Consider the following 19,236-nt stretch of genomic DNA (forward strand, 5'->3'; position numbering starts at 1 on the left):
GCCGAACGCACTATCCACGGCCTGTGGAACGCCATCGGCCGCATCCTCGACCTCTACTCACCACAGGAGTGCGCCAACTACTTCGCCAACGCCGGCTACGATGCAGACTGATCGGAAAATGCTCTAACGCGGCAAAAACCTGCGCCAGCGGAGCGATCCGCCGACCGGACTCTGTTTCGAGAACATCATGCAACGACTGAAGAACAAGACGTGCGTCGTCACCGGCGCCGCGCGTGGCATCGGCCGCGCCATCGCCGCCCGCTTCCACGACGAAGGGGCGATCGTTGTCGCCACCGACATCGACGCCGCCATGGGAGCGGCTGCGGCCGCCGAGATCGGCTGCCGGTTCGAACCCGTCGACGTGCGCGAGGAAGCCGACTGGGCGCGGCTGGCCGGCATCGTTCCGGTGGCCGATGTCGTGGTCAACAACGCCGGCATCACCGGGTTTGAAGGGGGCATGGTGCCCCACGATCCCGAACACGCCAGCCTCGCCGACTGGCGCGCGGTGCATCGCGTCAACCTCGACGGCACTTTTCTCGGCTGCCGCTACGCGATCGGCGCGATGAAGGGGACGGGAAGGGGCTCGATCCTCAACATCTCCTCGCGCTCGGGGCTCGTCGGCATCCCGGGGGCAGCGGCCTATGCCGCGTTCAAGGCGGCGATCCGCAACCACAGCAAGACGGTGGCGCTCTATTGCGCGCAGCAGGGCTGGCAGATTCGCTGCAACTCGATCCACCCGGCCGCCATCCTCACCCCGATCTGGGAGCCGATGCTGGGCAGCGGCCGGGACCGGGAGGCGAGGATGCAGGCGTTGGTGGCCGACACCCCGCTCAAGCGCTTCGGCATGCCGGACGAAGTCGCCGCCATCGCGGTGACGCTCGCCTCGGACGAGGCGACCTACGTCACCGGGACCGAGATCCACGTCGACGGCGGCCTGCTGGCGGGCTCCGCCGCGTCCCCCGGCTGACCGCGGCGGCGGGCGCGGCCGACCGCGCCCGCCGCCTTTGGCCTAGCCGCGACCACCTCCCGCCGCGCGGTGCTGCCGCAGCCAGCGGGCGACATCGGTGACGGCGATCCCCTGCGCTGCGTTGAACGTCCGCTCCCGGTCCCAGGCGACGCCGGTATCGCGCGCGAACGCCAGCCGGTAGGCGCGCATGCCGTCCCCTGGATGCGCCGCCGCGTCCGCACGCAGCTGCTCCATGCTCCACAGCACGCGCTCCACCGGCCGCCCCAGATAGGCCTCCACCCGGTCCGCCAGCTCGGCATAGGATACGGTGTCGCCCGCCACGTACACCACCCGATCGTCCAGCCGCGGCCGATGCGCCAGGATCGCCGCCGTCAGCCGGCCGATGTCCTCAGGCGTGGTCACCGTCAGCCGATGCTCCCAGCTGCCGAGCGCATGCACCCGGCCATGTTCCAGGTCGACCAGCCCGAACGCCGGTTCGAACAGGAAGCTGGTGAACATGCCCGTCGACACGATCGTCCAGCGCGTGCGCGACTGGCCGCGCAGCAGGTCGCGCACATCGGCCTGCTCGTCGAACACCGGCTGGCCGCTGCCGCGCCCTACGACGTCATAGTCGACGCCGAACTGCCAGGGGACATAACGCTCCACCCCTGCCTTCAGCACGGCCGCGGTGATCCTGCGCTGGGTGCCGGGCCCGCCGACGAAGCCCGTGCAGCAGATCACGGTGTCGAAGCGCGCGAACACCGCGGCAAGCGCGTCCTCCGTCTCCGTGGCCAGGTCCGCGCGCACGATGTCGATGCCCAGGCTGTGCAACCGTGCGTCGATCCGCTCCTCGGCAGCGTCGGGGTCCTGCCGGGGCCGCAGCAACACGCTCAGCGTGCGTCCGTCCGCCGTGCGCCCGTCGGCGAGCGCCTCCAGCATCGCCATGCCCAGTTCGCCCGCGCCGAGGACGAGCGTCGCATCGGGCTTGGGTTCGGTGTCGTGCATTCGTATCTCCTCCAATCGGGTGGGGGAGATGGCTCGCCGATCCGCGAGCAAAAGAAGGCACAGGCGTGATACCGCACCCGAAAAGCAGCTTCGAAGACGTGATCGCCCAATCGCAGGCCGCCTGTGCGGCGCTGAGCGACGCGGACGACGGCCTGAAGCGGGAGGTGCTGGCCCATGCCGGCAACCGCTGGTCGCTGGGCATCGTCCATGCGCTGGGGGTCGCTGGAACGCTGCGCCACGCGGAACTCGCCCGGCGGCTGGACGGGGTCACCCAGCGGATGCTCACGCGTACCCTGCGCCAGCTGGAGCGCGACGGACTGATTTCCCGCCACGACTATCGGGAGGTGCCGCCGCGGGTCGACTATCGCCTGACGGAGCTTGGGCGCGGGCTGCTGGTGGGCATGCTGCCGCTCTGGACCTGGGTGATCGACAACGCAGACGCGTTTCGAGCCGCCCGACGCCGCTTCGACGGCGCGGATGCGGATCAGGGCTGAGCCAATTCGTCCGCGTACAAAAAAGGGCCGGCGTCGCCGCCGGCCCCATCTTTTCGGAAACGGGTAGGGAGGCTCAGCCTTCCTTCACGTCATATTCCGACTTCGCATTGAGGGCGATGTAGTTCTCTAGGCCCATGCGCTCGATCATCTCGAACTGGCGCTCCAGCGTGTCGACATGCTCTTCCTCATTCTCGAGGATCTCGGCGAACAGGTCGCGGCTGACGAAGTCGCGGACGCTCTCGCAGTACGCAATCGCCTCGCGCAGCTGCGCGACGGCTTCCAGCTCCAGCGCCAGGTCGGCCTTGATCGCCTCGACCACGGTCTCGCCGATGCGCAGGCGCCCGAGCAGCTGGAAGTTGGGAAGGCCGTCCAGGAAGAGGATGCGCTCCGCCAGCCGGTCGGCGTGCTTCATCTCCTCGATCGATTCCTCGCGCTCGAACTTGGCGAGCTTGTACACCCCCCAGTGATCGAACATCCGGTAGTGCAACCAATATTGATTGATCGCCGTCAGCTCGTTGCGGAGCGTCTCGTTGAGGAATTCGACGACCTTGGGATCACCCTTCACGTTCACATGCCCTTGCTGGTAAATTATGGGCGTGAATCTACGGTGCTGATCCCGGTTTGAACAGGTAAAAAACGGCGGAAATCTGCGGTTTTTCTACCTGCAAGCGTCACGCAATCGCGCGCTCCTCGTCGATGATCTCGCGTGCGAATGGCACGCATTGTCCGCACTTCGCCTGCCGGCCAAGCGCCCGATAGGCCTGACAGGCACTCATCGCGCCGGACCGCGCCGCCCGCCGGACTTCGTCTTCCCGAATCGCATTGCAAACGCAGACGACCATTGCCGATTCCTTGTTGACGAGAACCGGGTAGCGCCATTGCGAATTGCTCGCAACTGTTTTGCGACGCATTCGCAAATCGGGGGTCTGCGCCATCAACGGGGCAGAACGGACGTCCGCCGCATCGGCTGGAGTTCGAGTCGCGCCAGCGAACGCCACAGCCACTCGAACGGCCCGTAGCGAAAGCGGGCGAGCCAAGCCGGCGACCACAGCAGCATCGCCGCCCACATCGCGAACACGATCGGGTAGAGCGCCGCCCGCGACAGCGTCCCGTACCAGCCCAGGCCATAGCCGTAGAAGAGCGTGGTCATGACGATGCTGGTGGTCAGATAGTTGGTGAACGCCATCCGCCCGGCCGCAGCGAGCCGCTCGGTGAGCCCGCCGCCCGGCCGCGCCACCAGCAGGATCAGGCACCCCCAGCCCAGGATCATCGGCACGCGCAGCAGCGCGGCGAGGGGCATGGTTGCGGTCGCCACCGTCAGCAGCTCGAAATCGCGCGAGACCAGCCATGCCGCGAGCAGCGCATAGCCCGGGATGCCCACGCCGAAGCCCACCAGCATCCACCGCGCATAGCGCGCCCGCGACCAGCCGCCCGTCAGCATGCCCGAACGCAACCCCGCCATGCCCAGCAGCATGTACCCCAGCGTCTCCGCCCCCACGAACAGCGTGGTCGACAGCGAATGCGCCAGCTCTCCCCAGCGATGCGCGACCAGGCCGCTCCAGCTGCCGCGATGCAGCGCCAGCTCCTCCTGGATATGGGCAGGGCCGGGGACGCCCATGGTGTCGATAAAGGCGCGCAGCGACTTGGCGGCTTCGGCGGCCTTGGCAGGGTCGGGGTCATGGATGCCCGCCTGCATCGCCATTACGCCCAGCGGCATCATGGCGTACAACAGCCACGCCACCCCGGCGAGCACCACCCCGCGGGTCACCAGCGCCCGCACGCTCGCGTTGCGGCACGTATAGGCGATCGCCCCGATCACCGCATATTGGTTCAGGATGTCGCCCCACCACAGCAGCAGCAGGTGGGCGATGCCGAACACGAACAGCCAGGCCATGCGCTGGAAGTGCACCCGCGCCGGGCTCTCGCCCTTAGCCGCGGCCCGGTCGATCACCAGCAGCATCGACGCGCCGAACAGAAAGCTGAACAGCCCCCGCATCTTGCCATCGAACAGCACGAAGTTGACCAGATAGACCGCCAGGTCGATCCCCTGGTGCCCGCCATAAGCCTTCGGGTTCATGTACGCCGCATCGGGCATCGCGAAGGCGACGATGTTCATCAGCAGGATGCCGAGCACCGCCAACCCGCGCACCGTATCCAGCGACCCGATTCGGTCGGCCTGCGTCGTCGCCATCGCTGTTCCCCCATTCGCCCCGACGGGGTTCTAGAACAGGAACGCGCCCGGCAGAAGTCGAACCGGCCCCGACCCCTTCTTCTCCCGTACCCCGGCGAAGGCCGGGGTCCAGTCGCGAAGGCGGATGAACGGGGCAACCCGCTCGCGCTCTCTTCCGTGCTCCCGAGAAGGCGGGAGCCCAGGGTCCCGAGCGCCAGCGCCCGTTGCCCGGCTAGACCTTCGATCCCGCCTACGGGAAACCGCTGCAAAGCAGGGGCCGCCGCCCCAGGGTCACACCGTATTCCTGCGCAGGCAGGAATCCAGGGCCAGGCAGACCAACCCCTCGCGGCGCCTGGAACCCGGGGCTCCTGCCTTCGCAGGAGCACGGTCAGGAGTTTCGCAGAGGTCTCGCCTGCGGGGAGTGCGTGGGGTGGGCCGGGGCTGCCTCGATCGACAGCCCCTGGCAGTTCCGTCAGGCGAGGGCGGCGTCGCTGCCCATCAGATTGGGGAAGAAGCCCTCATGCGCCGTGCGCAGCGCGTCGAGCGACACGACGAAGTCGCCGTCGGCCAGCTCGAAGATCAGCCGGCTGCCGATGGTGCGGCCGATCGGCTCCGCGTCGATCCCGGCGGCCTGCGCGCCCTTCAGGAAGTCGAGCAGCGCGTGGTCGTGCACCGTCACCAGGTAGACGCCCTGGTCCTCGCCAAAGAAGGAGCAGGCGTGATCGTACGGCTGCTTCTTGTCGAGGATCGCGCCGATGTTGCCGGCCAGCGCCATCTCGGCGAGCGCGACTGCGAGGCCGCCATCCGAGACGTCGTGCGCGGCCGTAACCACGCCCGCGGTGATCGCGGCGCGCAGATAGTCTCCGGTGCGGCGCTCCTGCTCCAGGTCCACCGGCGGCGGCGGGCCTTCCTCGCGGCCGTGGATCTCGCGCAGCCACAGCGACTGGCCGAGATGGCCGGAGCGGTTGCCGAGCGCGATGATGATGTCGCCGGTCTGCTTGAAGGCGATGGTCATCGACTTCTCCCAGTCGGCCATCAGCCCCAGTCCGCCGATTGCCGGCGTCGGCAGGATCGCCGAGCCGCCGCCGGTCGCCTTCGACTCATTGTAGAGCGACACGTTGCCCGACACGATCGGGAAGTCGAGCGCGCGGCAGGCCTCGCCCATGCCCTCCAGGCAGCCGACGATCTGGCCCATGATCTCCGGCCGCTGCGGGTTGGCGAAGTTCAGGCAGTTGGTGATCGCGAGCGGGGTGGCACCCACCGCGGTCAGGTTGCGCCACGCCTCGGCCACCGCCTGCTTGCCGCCCTCGACCGGGTCGGCGAAGCAATAGCGCGGCGTGCAGTCGGTGGTGATCGCCAGCGCCTTCTTGGTGCCGTGGACGCGCACCACCGCGGCGTCGCAACCGGGGCGCTGCACGGTGTCGGCGCCGACCATGTGGTCGTACTGCTCCCAGATCCACCGCCGGCTGGCGATGTCGGGCGAGCCCATGAGCTTGAGCAGGTCCGCCGCCGGATCTCCGCAGGCCGGCACGTTGGTCAGTTCGGCCGGCTTGGGCGTCGGCACGTGCGGGCGGTCGTAGAGCGGCGCCTCGTCGGCGAGCGGCGCCAGCGGAATGTCGGCAACCGTGTCGCCCTTCCACTTCAGCACCATGCGGCCGGTGTCGGTCACGCGGCCGATGATCGCGAAGTCGAGTTCCCACTTGCGGAAGATCGCCTCGGCGAAGTCCTCGCGGCCGGGCTTCAGCACCATGAGCATGCGCTCCTGGCTCTCCGACAGCATCATCTCATAGGGCGTCATGCCCTCTTCGCGCTGAGGGACATCGTCCATCACCAACTCGATGCCCACGCCGCCCTTGGATGCCATCTCGACCGAGGAGGAGGTGAGGCCCGCCGCACCCATGTCCTGGATCGCCACGATCGCGTCGGACGCCATCAGCTCCAGGCACGCCTCGATCAGCAGCTTTTCGGTGAAGGGGTCGCCGACCTGGACGGTGGGACGCTTCTCCTCCGAATCCTCGCCGAAATCGGCCGAGGCCATGGTCGCGCCGTGGATGCCGTCGCGGCCGGTCTTCGACCCCACATAGACGATCGGATTGCCGACGCCCGAGGCGGCCGAATAGAAGATCTTGTCGGTGTCGGCGACGCCCACGGTCATCGCATTGACCAGGATGTTGCCGTCATAGGCGGGATGGAAGTTCACCTCGCCGCCGACAGTCGGCACGCCCACGCAATTGCCATAGCCGCCGATGCCGTGGACCACGCCCGCGATCAGGTGGCGCATCTTGGGATGGTCGGGCCGGCCGAAGCGCAGCGCGTTCAGGTTCGCGACCGGCCGAGCGCCCATGGTGAACACGTCGCGCAGGATGCCGCCGACGCCCGTCGCCGCGCCCTGGTAAGGCTCGATGTAGGACGGGTGGTTGTGCGACTCCATCTTGAAGATCGCCGCCTGGCCGTCGCCGATGTCGACGACGCCCGCGTTCTCGCCCGGCCCGCAGATCACCTGCGGTCCCTCGGTCGGCAGCTTCTTCAGGTGAATGCGGCTCGACTTGTACGAGCAGTGCTCGGACCACATCACCGAGAAGATGCCCAGCTCCGTCAGATTGGGCTCGCGCCCCATCGCGTGCAGGACGCGCTCATATTCCTCGGGGGAAAGGCCGTGCTCGGCGACGATCTCGGGCGTGATCTGGGTCATGCGCGAGCCCTTAGCGACACCGGCGCGAACGGGCTAGAGGGCAGGCGCGCAGACCCGCGGCTGGCTGCGGATTTTCGCCCCTGCCGGACAGGCCTCTTGCCAGGACCGGCGCTCCGCTCGACCATGGCGAGGAAACCGATAGGAGGAGCGCGCACGTGCAGCAGCAGATTTCGGTCATCACGCTCGGCGTCGCGGACCTGCACCGATCCCGGCGCTTCTACATGCATGGCTTCGGCTGGACGCCCGTGTTCGAAAATGCGGAGATCGTCTTCTACCAGATGAACGGGCTGGTCCTCGGCACCTTCGACCGTGCGGCGCTGGAACGCGACATGAATCGGTTCGGCTCTGGGGCGGGCGGCGCCTTCTCGCTGGCGCATAACGTGCCGGCCCAGACGGACGTCGAACCCGTCATGGAGCAACTGGTCGCGGCGGGCGGGTGCACCCTCCGGCCGGCGGATGCCCCGCCGCACGGCGGCTATCGCGGCTATGTCGCCGACCCGGACGGGCACGCCTGGGAAATCGCGTGGAACCCGGCCTGGGCCATCGACGAGAACGGTTTCGTCACCTTCGCGGCCTGAACCCGCGGCGGCGCCTCAGACGTCGATGCTGTCATAGACCACGACGCGCGCCCACAGATCGCCGCACGTCTCCACGAAGCGCTTGTGGACCGGGTGATCCTGGTACCGCGCCTGGTCTGCCACCGTGTCGAACACCATCAGCTCGGACACATGATAGCTGCTGTCCACCACCGAACGCTGCTCGGTGGGGGCGGGGACGCCGACCCGCAGCTCCCGGATCTCGGGGATCGCGCGCAGCGTCTTGAGGCCGGCGATCAGCTTCTCCCGGTCGCCCGCGCGTCCCGGCTCCTTCAGCCAGAAGAAGACGTGATGCACCATCTGGCCCTGCCGGGGCGCCGCCGCGGCCGCGGCGCGCGATCCGAGCACCGGCAGCCCCAGTGCCGCAGCCAGCCCCATCCATCCTCGACGGTTCACGATCATGCCTGTCTCCATCCTTGCCGCGCCTGCGATCGGGTCCGCAGGCGGTGTCTGCTCGTGCGGGTCGTGCCAGTCGGCGCTTCAGTCGGCACCGCCACCTTCCGCACCTTCCGCCTCCATCGCCGCCACCACCTCCTTGCCGGACTTCTTCGCGTCGAGCAGCGCCAGCAGCCGCGCTGCGCCGTTGTCCGGGGCGGCGTGCGCCGAATAGGCGAGGGGGCGCAGCGCCCGCCTGGCGTCGTCCACCCGGTCGTCGATCAGCGACTGGTGCGCATAGGCGAAGCGCACCGCATCGTCCTGCGGCACCAATTCATGCGCGCGGGCGAGCGCCTGCTTGGCATTGGCGGTGGGCACCGCGCCCGCCATGCCGAAGCTCGAATAGAAGAGCAGCAGCGTATAAGCGTCGTTCGGGTCGATCTTGTTCGCCTTCAACAGCCAGCTGCGCGCCTCCTTCCACACGGCCGGGTCGGTCGTCTGCGCCTCGCGTGCCCGGTTGAGGAGGACCTGCGCCTTGTAGACCAGCGCCTGGGAGGAGTTCGGGTCGATCGCCAGCGCGCGGTCGGCCGCCGCTTCGGCCAGGTCATAGCGCCGCGCGTCCAGCGCCATCTCGGCAAGCCAGCCCTGCACGACCGCGTCGCCCGGATAGCGCGCGCCGATCGGGATCGCGTCCTCCAGGATCGGCTGTGCGGTCTTGGTATTGACCCCGCGGTCGGACCGCATGCGCAGGCCGATCATCGCCTTTTCGCCGGGGCTGAGCGGCCGGACCTGCACCACCGGCTTCGGCAGCTTGTCCAGCCCGAACCGCAGCGCGGGGAAGGTCCGCCCCTTCAGCCGCGCGTTCAGCTCCTTGTCGAGCTGCTTCAGGTCGCCGAACGCCTCGCGCGCGGCCTCGACGCTCGGCTTCCCCTGGTTCACCGCCGCCAGATACTTGGCGAACTGCGCCCGCCGCTCGGGCGGCGCCGCGATGGTGAGATAGTGGGTGAGCAGCCAGCCGCGCGCGTACAGCCCGTCCATCTGGTCCCTGCGGATCGTGCTCATGTTGACGGAGAGAAGCTCGGAGGCGGGGAGCGGATCGCCGTGCAGCAGCGAATAGGCGCGGTGCTGCGCGGGCTTGCCGATCCAGGCCGTCTCCTTGTCGAACGACACCGTCGACAGGAACTCCGCATAGCCCTCGGAGAACCAGGCCGGATAGGCGGCGGCGAAATTGCCCAGCAGCAGGTGATGGGCATATTCGTGGAACAGCACGATCCGCGCCTGCTCGCGATCCGATCCCTCGCCGCCCAGGCCTCGCTGCGGGGTGAAGGCCACCGAACCGCTCGCCCGCCCGTCGTAGAAGCCGGCGATGTTGGCGCTGTTCGAACCGTAGAGCCGCCGCACCGCGCTGTCGTTCGGCACGACATAGAGCGTCACCTTGTTGGACTCGTCCTCCGGCCGCGCCGCCACGTTCTGGAAGTAGCGGAACACGCCGTCGAACAGCTCCAGCTCCTCGGCCCGCTCCTTGACCGACTCCGCATTGCCTTCGGCAAAGACGATGAAGTGCTTGGATGTCGCCTGGTACCACTCCGCCCTGGCCGGCACCGCCGCCGTCGTCAGCGCCAGGATCATCGACGCAAGCCGTATCGACCGACGCATTCGTCCTCTCCCCCTTGTCCCTGACGCGCAGCCTATCGAGCGCGGTCGCGCATGTCAGCCATCTTGCCGCACCGTGCGCAAATGGCCATGTGGGCGCTTTGTGGCCCGCATCATGGGCACGCGGGGGAAGTTGGAATGGACGCACGCAACGGCATCGGCGGCAACTTGGCCGGCGTCGACCTGCTCGGAGAGATCGACCGGCTGCGCAAGGAGCGCAACGCCGTCATCCTCGCGCATTATTACCAGAAGCCGGAGATCCAGGACCTCGCCGATTTCGTCGGTGACAGCCTGGACCTCTCGCGCAAGGCCGCGGCAACCGACGCCGAAGTCATCGCCTTCTGCGGTGTCCGCTTCATGGCCGAGACCGCTAAGATCCTGAGCCCCGAAAAGATCGTGGTGCTGCCCGACATGGCCGCCGGCTGCAGCCTGGAGGACAGCTGCCCGCCCGAGCAGTTCGCCGCCTTCCGCGCCCAGCACCCGGACCATATCGCGCTGACCTACATCAACTGCTCGACCGAGGTGAAGGCGCTCAGCGATATCATCGTCACCTCGTCCTCGGCGGAAAAGATCCTCAGCCAGATCCCGCCCAGCCAGAAGATCCTCTTCGGCCCGGACCGCAATCTCGGTGGCTATCTCGCACGCAAGACCGGGCGCGACCTGCTGCTGTGGCCGGGCGTGTGCATCGTGCACGAGGCGTTCTCGGAAACCGAACTGCTGAAGCTCAAGGCCGAGCATCCCGGCGCGCCGGTCGCGGCGCACCCGGAATGCCCGGCGGTGATCCTCGACCACGCCGACTATGTCGGCTCGACCCGCGGCATCCTGGAGTACGCGCAGACCGTTCCCGGCGACACGCTGATCGTCGCGACGGAGCCGCACATCATCCACCAGATGGAAAAGGCGATGCCGGAAAAGCGCTTCATCGGCGCGCCCGGGGCCGACGGCAACTGCAACTGCAACATCTGCCCGTACATGGCGCTCAACACGATCGAGAAGCTCTACCTGGCGCTGCGCGACCTGGAGCCGCGCATCGAGATCGAGGAAAGCCTGCGCCTCAAGGCCAAGGTCTCGCTCGACCGCATGCTCGGCATGGCCAGCGGCACGGTCGGCATGGGCGACCTCGGCCCCGTCCGCGTCACCGGAGACTGATGGCCCGCGCCTGACCCACCCGCGAGAGGAAGTTCCCATGCCGCATCCGAGCCCCTGGCAGCACCATCGTAGCAGCAGCATCGCCGACGACATCGACTTCGAGATCAAGGGCCAGGAGCTCCAGTTCCTGGAGATCGAGCTCGATCCCAGCGAAAGCGCGGTGGCGGAGGCGGGGGCCTTGGTGTGGAAGGATGCCGCGGTCGACATGACCACGGTGTTCGGCGACGGCAGCGGCGGGCAGGGTGCCGGCTTCATGGGCAAGCTGCTCGGCGCCGGCCGCCGGCTGGTGACGGGCGAGAGCCTGTTCACCACCGTCTTCACCCACCAGGGCCACGGCAAGGCGCGGGTCGCCTTTGCCTCGCCCACGCCCGGCGCGATCCTGCCGCTGCGCCTGGGCGACCTCGGCGGACGGCTGATCTGCCAAAAGGACAGCTTCCTCGCCGCGGCCAAGGGCGTGTCGATCGGCATCCACTTCCAGAAGCGTGTGCTCACCGGCCTGTTCGGCGGCGAGGGCTTCATCATGCAGAAGCTGGAGGGTGACGGCTGGGTCTTCGTCCAGATGGGCGGCACCGTCGTCGAACGCACGCTGGCACCGGGCGAGGAACTGCACGTCGACACCGGCTGCCTGGCGGCCATGACCGACACGGTGGACTTCGACCTGGTGACGGCAGGCGGCGTGAAGAGCGTGCTGTTCGGCGGCGAGGGCCTGTTCTTCGCCCGCCTGCGCGGCCCCGGCAAGGTCTGGATCCAGTCGCTGCCCTTCTCGCGCCTGGCAGGCCGGATGCTGGCGGCCGCCGGCAGCCGGGGCGGCCAGAACCGCGGCGAAGGCTCGATCCTCGGCGGCCTCGGCGACTTCGTCGGCGGCAACAACTAGGGCAAGCGCGCGCGTCTGTTCAGAACGCTCTGTTCAGGTTCACCGAAAAGGTGGTGGCCGAGGGCGTATAGTCCTTCTTCGCCGCGGAGCGGGTGAAGGCGATGTTGATCGCCGTCGCCCGGTCCAGACTGACGCTGCCGCTCGCCCCGAGCCTCAGCGTTTGTTGCCGGTTGTCCTGCCCGACGCCGTCGACCTTGGTGGTCCCGCCATGGGCGTAGACGGCGTCCAGCGACAGCCAGGCCCGATCGCCCACGTCGTGGCTGAGGTGCCCGTCGACGCCGAACAGGGCTTTTTGCTGCAGCCTGCCGTCGCCTCGATATGCGTCGTTCGCGCCGAACAACTGGACGTTGCCGTTCAGGGCAAAGAGCGTGCGCGGGCCGAAGTATTTCCCGTACGAAAGCTGCGGCTTCACCATCCACCGGTTCTTGCCGATGTTGAGGAGACTTTCCGCGTCATAGGCTCCGGTCGGCGCCGTCACGCCGATCGACCCGGTGAGGTAGGCGTTCGGCTGCCACGTGGCAAACTCGCGGCGGGTCAGGGCAGGCGCGCCCGCGATGTTCATGACGAAGACGGCGTTCACATCGCCCAGGCCCTCGCTGTAGGTCTGTAGGTTCGTCCCATCCAGACGTGCCGTCACGAAGCCATAGGGGACGATCAGCTGAACACCCGCGGCCTGGCCCGCGATGCCGAAGGACCGCGCATAGCGCGCGATCGGCACATGCGCGTCCACCGATACGCCCTCGATCGGCAGCGACGGATCGACCGAGGCCTCGGTGTTCGAATAGGTATAGTAGAGGAACAGGATGTTCGTATCGACGGGGACATTCTCCCAGTCCCGGGCGCCCTGGGCGAAGGCGGACGGGGACGCCAGGATCAGCCCGCCGGCTAGAACGGTCGCGAACGCGGCATGGTGCTTGCTCATGGTCGCGACCTCACGGCGTCACGATGTTGAAGGAGATCGGGAAGGTGTCGAGGTTGGAGAACAGCCTGGTGACGGCGCTGCGATCTCCCGAGATCCGGATCGAACCGTCCCCGATCGCCCGATCGAAGCTGGTCTGGCCCAGCGTGATCGCATCCAGCGTCTTGCGCGACAGGGAGAGGGTTGCCGTCGCGTCCGAAGATGCGTCGTCCTTGCGATGGGTGAGCGCGCCACCCCGCACCGTCACGACATGGGTCTCCGCCGGGTCGGAGAACACCCAGTTGAGCTTGAGGTCTCCGCTCGCAGCAGCCTTGGGACCGTTCAACCGGATGCCCAGATAGTCGAAGTACATGGCGAGCGGCATGGCCTTGATCGTATCCGGGGATGCCGTACCCCCGGCGCCCTTGGGTACGCCGTTGCGCAGCTCGAAGGCGCCCATCAGCATCGCGTTGCGCCACGTTCCGTTCTCGGACTGAAAGCCCATCTGGTCGAGCGTCTCGGCCAGGAGGGCCTTGCCCGCCGCCGACTGCGGGTTCGCGAACACGACGTGCTTCATGAGTTCGGCGACCCAGCGATAGTCGCCCTGGGCAAAGGACGTGCGCCCCAGCGCGATGACCTTGTCCTCGCCGCCCATCGAGGCGACGTATTTCCTCGCGGCTTCCACGGGAGGCAGGGGGTTCAGGTTCGCCGGATTCCCGTCGTAGAACCCCATGTAGCGCTGATATACCGCGCGCACATTGTGGCTCATCGAGCCGTAATAGTCCCGGTTATACCACTTCTTGCCGAGTGCCGGCGGAAGGGTCTTTAGTTCCTCGGCGATTTCCATCGGCGTGTAGCCGAGGTTGATGAGCCGCAGCGTCTGATCGTTGATGTACCGGTACATGTCCCGCTGGTCGGCAAGCATGGCCGAAATCCGCGCGGTGCCCCAGGTCGGCCAGTGGTGCTGCGCGAACAATACCTCGGTGGTGGCGCCATAGCGGGCGATCGTGTCGTCGAGGTACGAAGACCAGACGCTGGGGTCGCGCACCTGCGCGCCGCGGATGGTCAGCACGTTGTGCAGGGTGTGCGTCGCGTTCTCGGCGGCGCCGAGCGCGCGATAGGCGGGAATGTACATGTTCATTTCCGCCGGCGCTTCGGTTCCCGGCGTCAGTTGGAACTCGATCTGCAGCCCGTCGATGGTGACCTGTTCGACTGCTTTCCCGCCCACGCCGATGCTGTCGGTCGGCGCGATCAGGCCCACGGTGCCGCGGGAGGTGGTCTTGCCCAGGCCGGCGCCGACCTGTCCGGTCGGGCTCTTCGGAAGCAGGGCACCGTACATATATTGTGCCCGGCGGCTCATCGCGGTGCCGGCGTAGACGTTTTCCGAAACGGCGTGCTCCAGAAAGCCGTCAGGCGCGTAGATCTTCACCTTTCCGGCGAGAACATCCGCTTCGCTGACCACGCCTTTCACGCCGCCATAATGATCTACGTGAGAGTGCGAGTAGATCACGGCGACGACGGGCCGGTTGCCGAAATGCTTCCGATAGAGCGCCATTGCGGCCGCCGCGGTCTCGGAAGAAATCAGCGGGTCGACGATGATGAGGCCCGACTTGCCCTCGATGATCGTCATGTTGGAGAGGTCGAGCCCCCGAACCTGGTAGATATGTTCGGAAACCTTGAACAATCCGGCGATATTGTTCAGCCGCTCCTGGCGCCACAAACTCGGGTTGACGGTCGCCGGTGCTTGCGCGTTGTTCTCGAACGCATAGGACTTCATGTCCCACACGACCTTGCCTTCCGCATCGCGGATGACATCGTTGAACGCTTCAACAAGCCCCTTTTTCGCGTCCTCAAAATCGGAGGTGTCGGAAAAATCGAGGGTTTTTAGAAATCGCTGCTGCGACTCCGTCGTGGCCGTGGTCACGCTCTGTTGCTCCTGTGCCTGGGAGAGCGCGGGGCACAAAAAGAGAAACGGCGCCGAAAGGACGCGAGCCAGCGATCTCATGAAACAACACCCCTGTTGATCAATACGAATACAAGTATAGAGTAGAATTGTTCCGCTGCATTTTCATGGCATCATCGTTATTGTGGCTGAAGTTGCGGCACCGTGCTTTTTCGGCACTGAGCGCGGCAGTCGTCGTTCCAAGCTGCCGGTTCCGATCCACCCGGGTGCAGGCTTCCTTATCGGCCGCTATCAGGCGTGCTGGGCGGGCAGGGTTGGGGGCACCGTCGCGTCGCCGCGCTCGACCTCGGCGCCCTCGGCGACTTCGTCGGCGGCAACAACCAGGCAGGCCCGGGGCCGCCATGGCCCGCTCTTCTCCCCCCGAGGCCCAGCGGCACGCGCTTCGTGCGCCGATTATCCCTATGCCGTTTGGCTTCGAAAGCGCATGTTACCGGTTGCAGTGCTTCAGATTCGGGTGAAGCCAGTCGACAGGATGATGAGCGTAGATGTTGACGGTATCCGGTGCGCTACTGCTCGCGGTCATCCCCCTGGGCTCAGTGCCGGCGGCGGATTTCCCGACCGCGGCGAGCGCTGCCTCGGCAACCCTGGCTTCGCCCTCCGTCCTGCTTGTCGATCCGGCACTCCTTCCGGCGCAGCCGCTTCAGTCCAGCACGGCGGCTCCGCCGGCGGTCGTTCCGGTTCAAGTCTCGCCGGACTCGCCGGGTACGGTGCCCCCGTCGGACTCGGCTACGCCCCTCCAGGTGCCGTCTGCCGAAGAGGCGGCGCACGGTGACATCGTCATCACGGGGCGCCGGGAGCCGGCAGGAGACCCGCTGCGCGCGGTGAATGCCGAGTCTTTTGCCGTCACGCAGAAGGTCGACGACACCGTCATCGGACCTGTCGCAAGAACCTACAAGAAGACTGTGCCCAGCCCGATCCGCAAGGGGATCCACAACTTCCTGTACAACATCCGTGAACCGATCGTGTTCTTGAACTTCTTGCTTCAGCTCAAGCCTGGGAAGGCAGCGGAGACGGTCGGCCGCTTCGTGATCAATACCACCGTCGGCGCTGCCGGGTTCGTGGACATGGCCAAGCGGAAGCCGTTCCATCTGCCGCGGCGGTCGAACGGGTTTGCAAACACGCTGGGCTTCTATGGCGTGAAGAACGGGCCGTTCCTGTTCCTGCCCCTGGTCGGCCCCACGACCGTCCGGGACTTGCTGGGCGGCGCCGTCGATCGGCTGGTCCTGCCGGTCGGCGTCGGCAGTCCGTTCACGAGCCTGAGCTATTCGGTGCCCGCCGGGGTCCTGGGCGCGCTCGATCATCGTTCCGAATTCGATCAGACGCTCAAGGACCTGCACGACAATTCGCCCGATCCCTATGCCGCAACCCGGGCATTCTATCTGAACCGACGCCAGGCCGAGATCGACCAGTTGCGCGGGCGCGTCGAGGGCGATCCGGCCGGCATGTCGGGGCCGCCGCCGAGCGTGAACCCGTTCGTCCCCAAGTATCTGGAGCCGAAGCCAACCCCAGCCCCGCAGCCCGAATCCTCGGAGCCGGTCGAGGGAAACTGAGCCCCGGGGTTGCGTGTTCCGGTCCTACCAGCGCGCGCCGCGTGCGGCTTGCCTGGCGGGGATGCCCTATCCCAGCGGTTTGATGAGGATGGAACGAACGGGCGGAGTCTGAAGCGCGATCGGCCTTGTGCGCCAGTGTCGCATCCGCCCCAAGCCGCGCCCTGGGGCGGCGCCGGCCTCCCGCGCCGGGACTCTCCGGTACCGTAAGCCCTTGTGCCACGGCTCGGAAAGGGCCATTTGCGCCCCCATGCCCTTTGGTAAAGTTCCCGAACCGCTCGCCGCGGCGCTTGTTGCGCGTGGCTATGAAGCGCCCACGGCCGTCCAGGCCGCCGTCGTCCAGCCCGAAGCCGAAGGGCGCGACCTCATCGTCTCCGCCCAGACCGGCTCCGGCAAGACCGTCGCCTTTGGCCTCGCCATGGCTCCGCAACTGTTGGGGGAGGATGGCGCGATCGGCCCCGCCGGCGCCCCGCTCGCCATCGCCATCGCCCCGACCCGCGAGCTCGCGCTCCAGGTCGCGCGCGAACTCGGCTGGCTCTATGGCCAGACCGGCGCCCGCATCGCCACCTGCGTCGGCGGCATGGACCCGTCGCGTGAGCGTCGCAGCCTCAGCCACGGCGCCCACATCGTCGTCGGCACGCCGGGCCGCCTGCGCGACCATCTCGAACGCGGCGCGCTCGACCTGTCGGCGATCCGAGTGGCGGTGCTCGACGAGGCCGACGAGATGCTCGACATGGGCTTCCGCGAGGACCTGGAGCAGATCCTCGACGCGACCGCCGACGGCCGCCGCACGCTGCTGTTCTCCGCGACCATGCCGCGCCCGATCGTCGCACTCGCCAAGCGCTACCAGCGCGACGCGCTCCGCATCGAGACGCTCTCGGCCGATCGCGGCCACGGTGACATCGCCTATCAGTGCGTCACCGTCGCCCCGTCCGACATCGAGCACGCAGTGGTGAACCTGCTGCGCTTCCACGAGCCGGACACCGCCTTCCTCTTCTGCGCCACCCGTGAAGCCGTCCGCCGCCTCCACGCCAGCCTGGTCGAGCGCGGCTTCGACGCCGTGGCGCTCTCGGGCGAGCACAGCCAGAACGAGCGCAACCACGCCCTCCAGGCGCTGCGCGATCGCCGCGCCCGCGTCTGCGTCGCCACCGACGTCGCCGCACGCGGCATCGATCTGCCCTCGCTCAGCCTGGTGATCCACGTCGAGCTGCCGCGCGACGCCGAGGCGCTTCAGCACCGCTCCGGCCGCACCGGCCGTGCGGGCAAGAAGGGCATCGCCGCGCTGGTCGTGCCGTACCAGCGTCGCCGCCGCGTCGAGATGATGCTGCGCGGTGCCAAGATCAACGCCGAATGGGTCGAGGTGCCGAGCGCCGACGCGATCCGCGAGGCCGATCGCGAGCGCCTGCTCGCCAAGCTCAGCGACACGGTGGAGCTGGACGAGGAGGATCGCGCACTGGGCGCCCGCCTGCTCGAAGGGCGCGAGCCCGCCGACATCGCCGCCATGCTGGTGCGCGCCTATCGCGCCAAGCTGCCCGCGGCCGAGGACCTCGTCGGCGGCAACGACCGCGGCGAGCGCGGTCCGCGCGACGACGGCCCGCGTGCGGGCTTCGAGGACAGCGTCTGGTTCCGCATGAACATCGGCCGCCGCCAGAACGCCGATCCGCGCTGGCTCCTGCCGCTGCTCTGCCGCCGCGGCCACATCACCAAGGGGGAAGTCGGCGCGATCCGCATCGCCGCGGACGAGACCGCCTTCCAGATCCCGCGCGCCGTCGCCAGCCGCTTCGTGGCCGCGATCAAGCGTACCGCGGGCGAGGGCGACGACGACCTGCGCGTGCTGCCGATGGACGGTCCGCCGCCCCCGGGCAGCACCGGCGGTCCGCGCCCGCCCCGCGGTGGCCCCAACCAGCCGCGCCACCACGCCCGCCCGTTCCGTTCCCGCGGCGGCCCGCGCGGCTAACCGAAGAGGGGGCTCCGGCCCCCTTTTTTGTGCCCGCCGCACCTCGGCAGGCGCGTTGCTAGCGTGCCGGACATGCGGCATCCTCCGCCCATGCAGCCGGTACGTCCATCCACGATCATCGCGGCCCTGGCGCTCGCCCTTGCCGGACATGCGACGGGCAGGGCGGCGCCCGCGCCGTTCGACATCGTCGTCCGAGGGTCAGCCGCCAGCTGCACCATCGAAGTCGGGGGGCGCCCGGTCACCCCCCAGGAACTGCTCGCCACCGCTCGCCCCGAAGCGAAGCCCGGACGCAGCGCCCGCATCCTGCTGAACACGAACGACGTCCCGTATCGCTGCATCGGCGGAGCGATCTACAGCTTGCAATCCGCCGGCTTCGAGGAGGTGATCGTCCTCGATCCGCAACGCCGCCCGCTGATGTAGCGCAACGCTGATCCCGCCTTCTGGTCGGCACGGCATCGCTGTAACCGGCAATTCCAAGGACTCCCCATGCCCCTGTTCGCGCTCGCCCTGTTCCTCCAGTCGGCGGAGCCCGTATCCTGCCCCGGGGTCGACACGCCCTCGGTCGACGCCTGCGCCTCCGCCGAACTCGCCGCGGCCGATGCCGAGTTGAACCGCTATTACCAGGCCGCGATGCGCCGGCTGCGCAGCGAAGGAGAGGCGCAGACCGCCAAGGAACTGGTCGAGGCCCAGCGCGCCTGGATCCGCTACCGCGACGCCGAATGCGCGAGTGTGTACCAGAACTGGATCGGCGGCACGATCCGCACCCACATGAGCATCACCTGCCACACGCGCCTCACGAAGCTGCGCACCCATGTGATCTGGAGCCACTGGCTCACCTACATGGACAGCACGCCGCCGATTCTCCCGCGCCCGGACCTTGCCTCCGTGCTCCAGGACAAGGCGCGATAGCCGCGTCC

18 protein-coding genes are annotated in these 19,236 nt (G+C 67.9%); 9 read left to right on the forward strand and 9 right to left on the reverse strand.

What is annotated here, in order from left to right; genetic code table 11:
- The first annotated feature begins 187 nt into the window (after positions 1–187).
- On the forward strand, positions 188–967 hold the full coding sequence (locus VPH46_RS09230) for an SDR family oxidoreductase (RefSeq protein ID WP_416610666.1): 780 nt from the start codon (positions 188–190) through the stop codon (positions 965–967).
- 42 nt (positions 968–1,009) lie between these two features.
- Here the strand turns inward: VPH46_RS09230 and VPH46_RS09235 are convergent, their stop codons facing one another.
- On the reverse strand, positions 1,010–1,951 hold the full coding sequence (locus VPH46_RS09235; RefSeq protein ID WP_416610668.1) for an aromatic alcohol reductase: 942 nt from the start codon (positions 1,949–1,951) through the stop codon (positions 1,010–1,012).
- Between the two features lie 65 nt (positions 1,952–2,016).
- On the opposite strand from VPH46_RS09235, the gene VPH46_RS09240 reads away from it, so the two are divergent.
- Entirely contained in the window at positions 2,017–2,445 is a 429-nt protein-coding gene (locus VPH46_RS09240) for a winged helix-turn-helix transcriptional regulator (protein WP_416610670.1), read from the forward strand.
- Positions 2,446–2,518: 73 nt separating this feature from the next.
- On the opposite strand, the gene bfr is transcribed toward VPH46_RS09240, so the two are convergent.
- The 4 genes from bfr to purL all read right to left on the reverse strand — a co-directional run bounded on the left by bfr (position 2,519) and on the right by purL (position 7,307).
- Positions 2,519–3,010 carry a bacterioferritin gene (bfr, locus tag VPH46_RS09245; RefSeq protein ID WP_125961468.1) on the reverse strand — a complete coding sequence of 164 codons (492 nt, stop codon included), beginning with the start codon at positions 3,008–3,010 and terminating at the stop codon, positions 2,519–2,521.
- Between the two features lie 106 nt (positions 3,011–3,116).
- Complete coding sequence (locus VPH46_RS09250; RefSeq protein ID WP_125961363.1) at positions 3,117–3,287, reverse strand: (2Fe-2S)-binding protein; 171 nt, start codon at positions 3,285–3,287, stop codon at positions 3,117–3,119.
- 92 nt (positions 3,288–3,379) lie between these two features.
- Complete coding sequence (locus tag VPH46_RS09255) at positions 3,380–4,636, reverse strand: DUF418 domain-containing protein (RefSeq protein WP_416610672.1); 1,257 nt, start codon at positions 4,634–4,636, stop codon at positions 3,380–3,382.
- Between the two features lie 451 nt (positions 4,637–5,087).
- On the reverse strand, positions 5,088–7,307 hold the full coding sequence (gene purL, locus VPH46_RS09260) for a phosphoribosylformylglycinamidine synthase subunit PurL (protein WP_416610674.1): 2,220 nt from the start codon (positions 7,305–7,307) through the stop codon (positions 5,088–5,090).
- A gap of 155 nt (positions 7,308–7,462) precedes the next feature.
- Between purL and VPH46_RS09265 the strand changes: the two genes are divergently transcribed.
- The gene (locus tag VPH46_RS09265) at positions 7,463–7,885 is read left to right on the forward strand and encodes a VOC family protein (RefSeq protein WP_416610676.1); all 423 of its coding nucleotides are present in this window, start codon (positions 7,463–7,465) and stop codon (positions 7,883–7,885) included.
- Between the two features lie 15 nt (positions 7,886–7,900).
- Here the strand turns inward: VPH46_RS09265 and VPH46_RS09270 are convergent, their stop codons facing one another.
- Both VPH46_RS09270 and VPH46_RS09275 read right to left on the reverse strand, forming a co-directional pair.
- A complete protein-coding gene (locus tag VPH46_RS09270; RefSeq protein ID WP_416610678.1) occupies positions 7,901–8,305 on the reverse strand; it encodes a Dabb family protein in 405 nt (134 codons plus the stop codon).
- Positions 8,306–8,383: 78 nt separating this feature from the next.
- Positions 8,384–9,934: a hypothetical protein gene (locus VPH46_RS09275; RefSeq protein WP_416610680.1), complete on the reverse strand. Its 1,551-nt coding sequence runs from the start codon at positions 9,932–9,934 to the stop codon at positions 8,384–8,386.
- Positions 9,935–10,069: 135 nt separating this feature from the next.
- Between VPH46_RS09275 and nadA the strand changes: the two genes are divergently transcribed.
- Both nadA and VPH46_RS09285 read left to right on the forward strand, forming a co-directional pair.
- Positions 10,070–11,080, forward strand: coding sequence for a quinolinate synthase NadA (gene nadA, locus VPH46_RS09280; RefSeq protein WP_132884415.1), 1,011 nt, complete (start codon positions 10,070–10,072; stop codon positions 11,078–11,080).
- A 37-nt stretch (positions 11,081–11,117) separates the two neighbouring features.
- On the forward strand, positions 11,118–11,954 hold the full coding sequence (locus VPH46_RS09285; RefSeq protein ID WP_416610682.1) for an AIM24 family protein: 837 nt from the start codon (positions 11,118–11,120) through the stop codon (positions 11,952–11,954).
- Positions 11,955–11,973: 19 nt separating this feature from the next.
- Here the strand turns inward: VPH46_RS09285 and VPH46_RS09290 are convergent, their stop codons facing one another.
- Both VPH46_RS09290 and VPH46_RS09295 read right to left on the reverse strand, forming a co-directional pair.
- Positions 11,974–12,876, reverse strand: a complete 903-nt coding sequence (locus VPH46_RS09290; RefSeq protein ID WP_416610683.1) for a transporter — start codon at positions 12,874–12,876, stop codon at positions 11,974–11,976.
- Positions 12,877–12,886: 10 nt separating this feature from the next.
- Positions 12,887–14,776, reverse strand: a complete 1,890-nt coding sequence (locus tag VPH46_RS09295; protein WP_416610685.1) for an alkyl/aryl-sulfatase — start codon at positions 14,774–14,776, stop codon at positions 12,887–12,889.
- Between the two features lie 524 nt (positions 14,777–15,300).
- On the opposite strand from VPH46_RS09295, the gene VPH46_RS09300 reads away from it, so the two are divergent.
- The 4 genes from VPH46_RS09300 to VPH46_RS09315 all read left to right on the forward strand — a co-directional run bounded on the left by VPH46_RS09300 (position 15,301) and on the right by VPH46_RS09315 (position 19,228).
- Positions 15,301–16,365 carry a VacJ family lipoprotein gene (locus VPH46_RS09300; RefSeq protein ID WP_416610687.1) on the forward strand — a complete coding sequence of 355 codons (1,065 nt, stop codon included), beginning with the start codon at positions 15,301–15,303 and terminating at the stop codon, positions 16,363–16,365.
- A gap of 247 nt (positions 16,366–16,612) precedes the next feature.
- Complete coding sequence (locus VPH46_RS09305) at positions 16,613–18,319, forward strand: DEAD/DEAH box helicase (protein ID WP_416610689.1); 1,707 nt, start codon at positions 16,613–16,615, stop codon at positions 18,317–18,319.
- Between the two features lie 90 nt (positions 18,320–18,409).
- Positions 18,410–18,739, forward strand: a complete 330-nt coding sequence (locus VPH46_RS09310) for a hypothetical protein (protein ID WP_416610691.1) — start codon at positions 18,410–18,412, stop codon at positions 18,737–18,739.
- A 66-nt stretch (positions 18,740–18,805) separates the two neighbouring features.
- Positions 18,806–19,228 (forward strand): lysozyme inhibitor LprI family protein, encoded by a 423-nt coding sequence (locus tag VPH46_RS09315; protein WP_416610693.1) that lies wholly within the window; start codon positions 18,806–18,808, stop codon positions 19,226–19,228.
- The last annotated feature ends 8 nt before the right edge of the window (positions 19,229–19,236 follow it).

The sequence above is a fragment of the Sphingomonas sp. MJ1 (PH-R8) genome, from assembly GCF_048058635.1.
GTDB lineage: Bacteria > Pseudomonadota > Alphaproteobacteria > Sphingomonadales > Sphingomonadaceae > Sphingomonas.

Bases quoted from the DNA above. Each gene is read 5' to 3' on its own strand.
- VPH46_RS09230 (WP_416610666.1), top strand. From the start codon at position 188: ATGCAACGACTGAAGAACAAGACGTGCGTCGTCACCGGCGCCGCGCGT.
- VPH46_RS09235 (WP_416610668.1), bottom strand. From the start codon at position 1,951: ATGCACGACACCGAACCCAAGCCCGATGCGACGCTCGTCCTCGGCGCG.
- VPH46_RS09250 (WP_125961363.1), bottom strand. From the start codon at position 3,287: ATGGTCGTCTGCGTTTGCAATGCGATTCGGGAAGACGAAGTCCGGCGG.
- VPH46_RS09255 (WP_416610672.1), bottom strand. From the start codon at position 4,636: ATGGCGACGACGCAGGCCGACCGAATCGGGTCGCTGGATACGGTGCGC.
- purL (WP_416610674.1), bottom strand. From the start codon at position 7,307: ATGACCCAGATCACGCCCGAGATCGTCGCCGAGCACGGCCTTTCCCCC.
- VPH46_RS09270 (WP_416610678.1), bottom strand. From the start codon at position 8,305: ATGATCGTGAACCGTCGAGGATGGATGGGGCTGGCTGCGGCACTGGGG.
- VPH46_RS09275 (WP_416610680.1), bottom strand. From the start codon at position 9,934: ATGCGTCGGTCGATACGGCTTGCGTCGATGATCCTGGCGCTGACGACG.
- nadA (WP_132884415.1), top strand. From the start codon at position 10,070: ATGGACGCACGCAACGGCATCGGCGGCAACTTGGCCGGCGTCGACCTG.
- VPH46_RS09285 (WP_416610682.1), top strand. From the start codon at position 11,118: ATGCCGCATCCGAGCCCCTGGCAGCACCATCGTAGCAGCAGCATCGCC.
- VPH46_RS09290 (WP_416610683.1), bottom strand. From the start codon at position 12,876: ATGAGCAAGCACCATGCCGCGTTCGCGACCGTTCTAGCCGGCGGGCTG.
- VPH46_RS09300 (WP_416610687.1), top strand. From the start codon at position 15,301: ATGTTGACGGTATCCGGTGCGCTACTGCTCGCGGTCATCCCCCTGGGC.
- VPH46_RS09305 (WP_416610689.1), top strand. From the start codon at position 16,613: ATGCCCTTTGGTAAAGTTCCCGAACCGCTCGCCGCGGCGCTTGTTGCG.
- VPH46_RS09310 (WP_416610691.1), top strand. From the start codon at position 18,410: ATGCAGCCGGTACGTCCATCCACGATCATCGCGGCCCTGGCGCTCGCC.
- VPH46_RS09315 (WP_416610693.1), top strand. From the start codon at position 18,806: ATGCCCCTGTTCGCGCTCGCCCTGTTCCTCCAGTCGGCGGAGCCCGTA.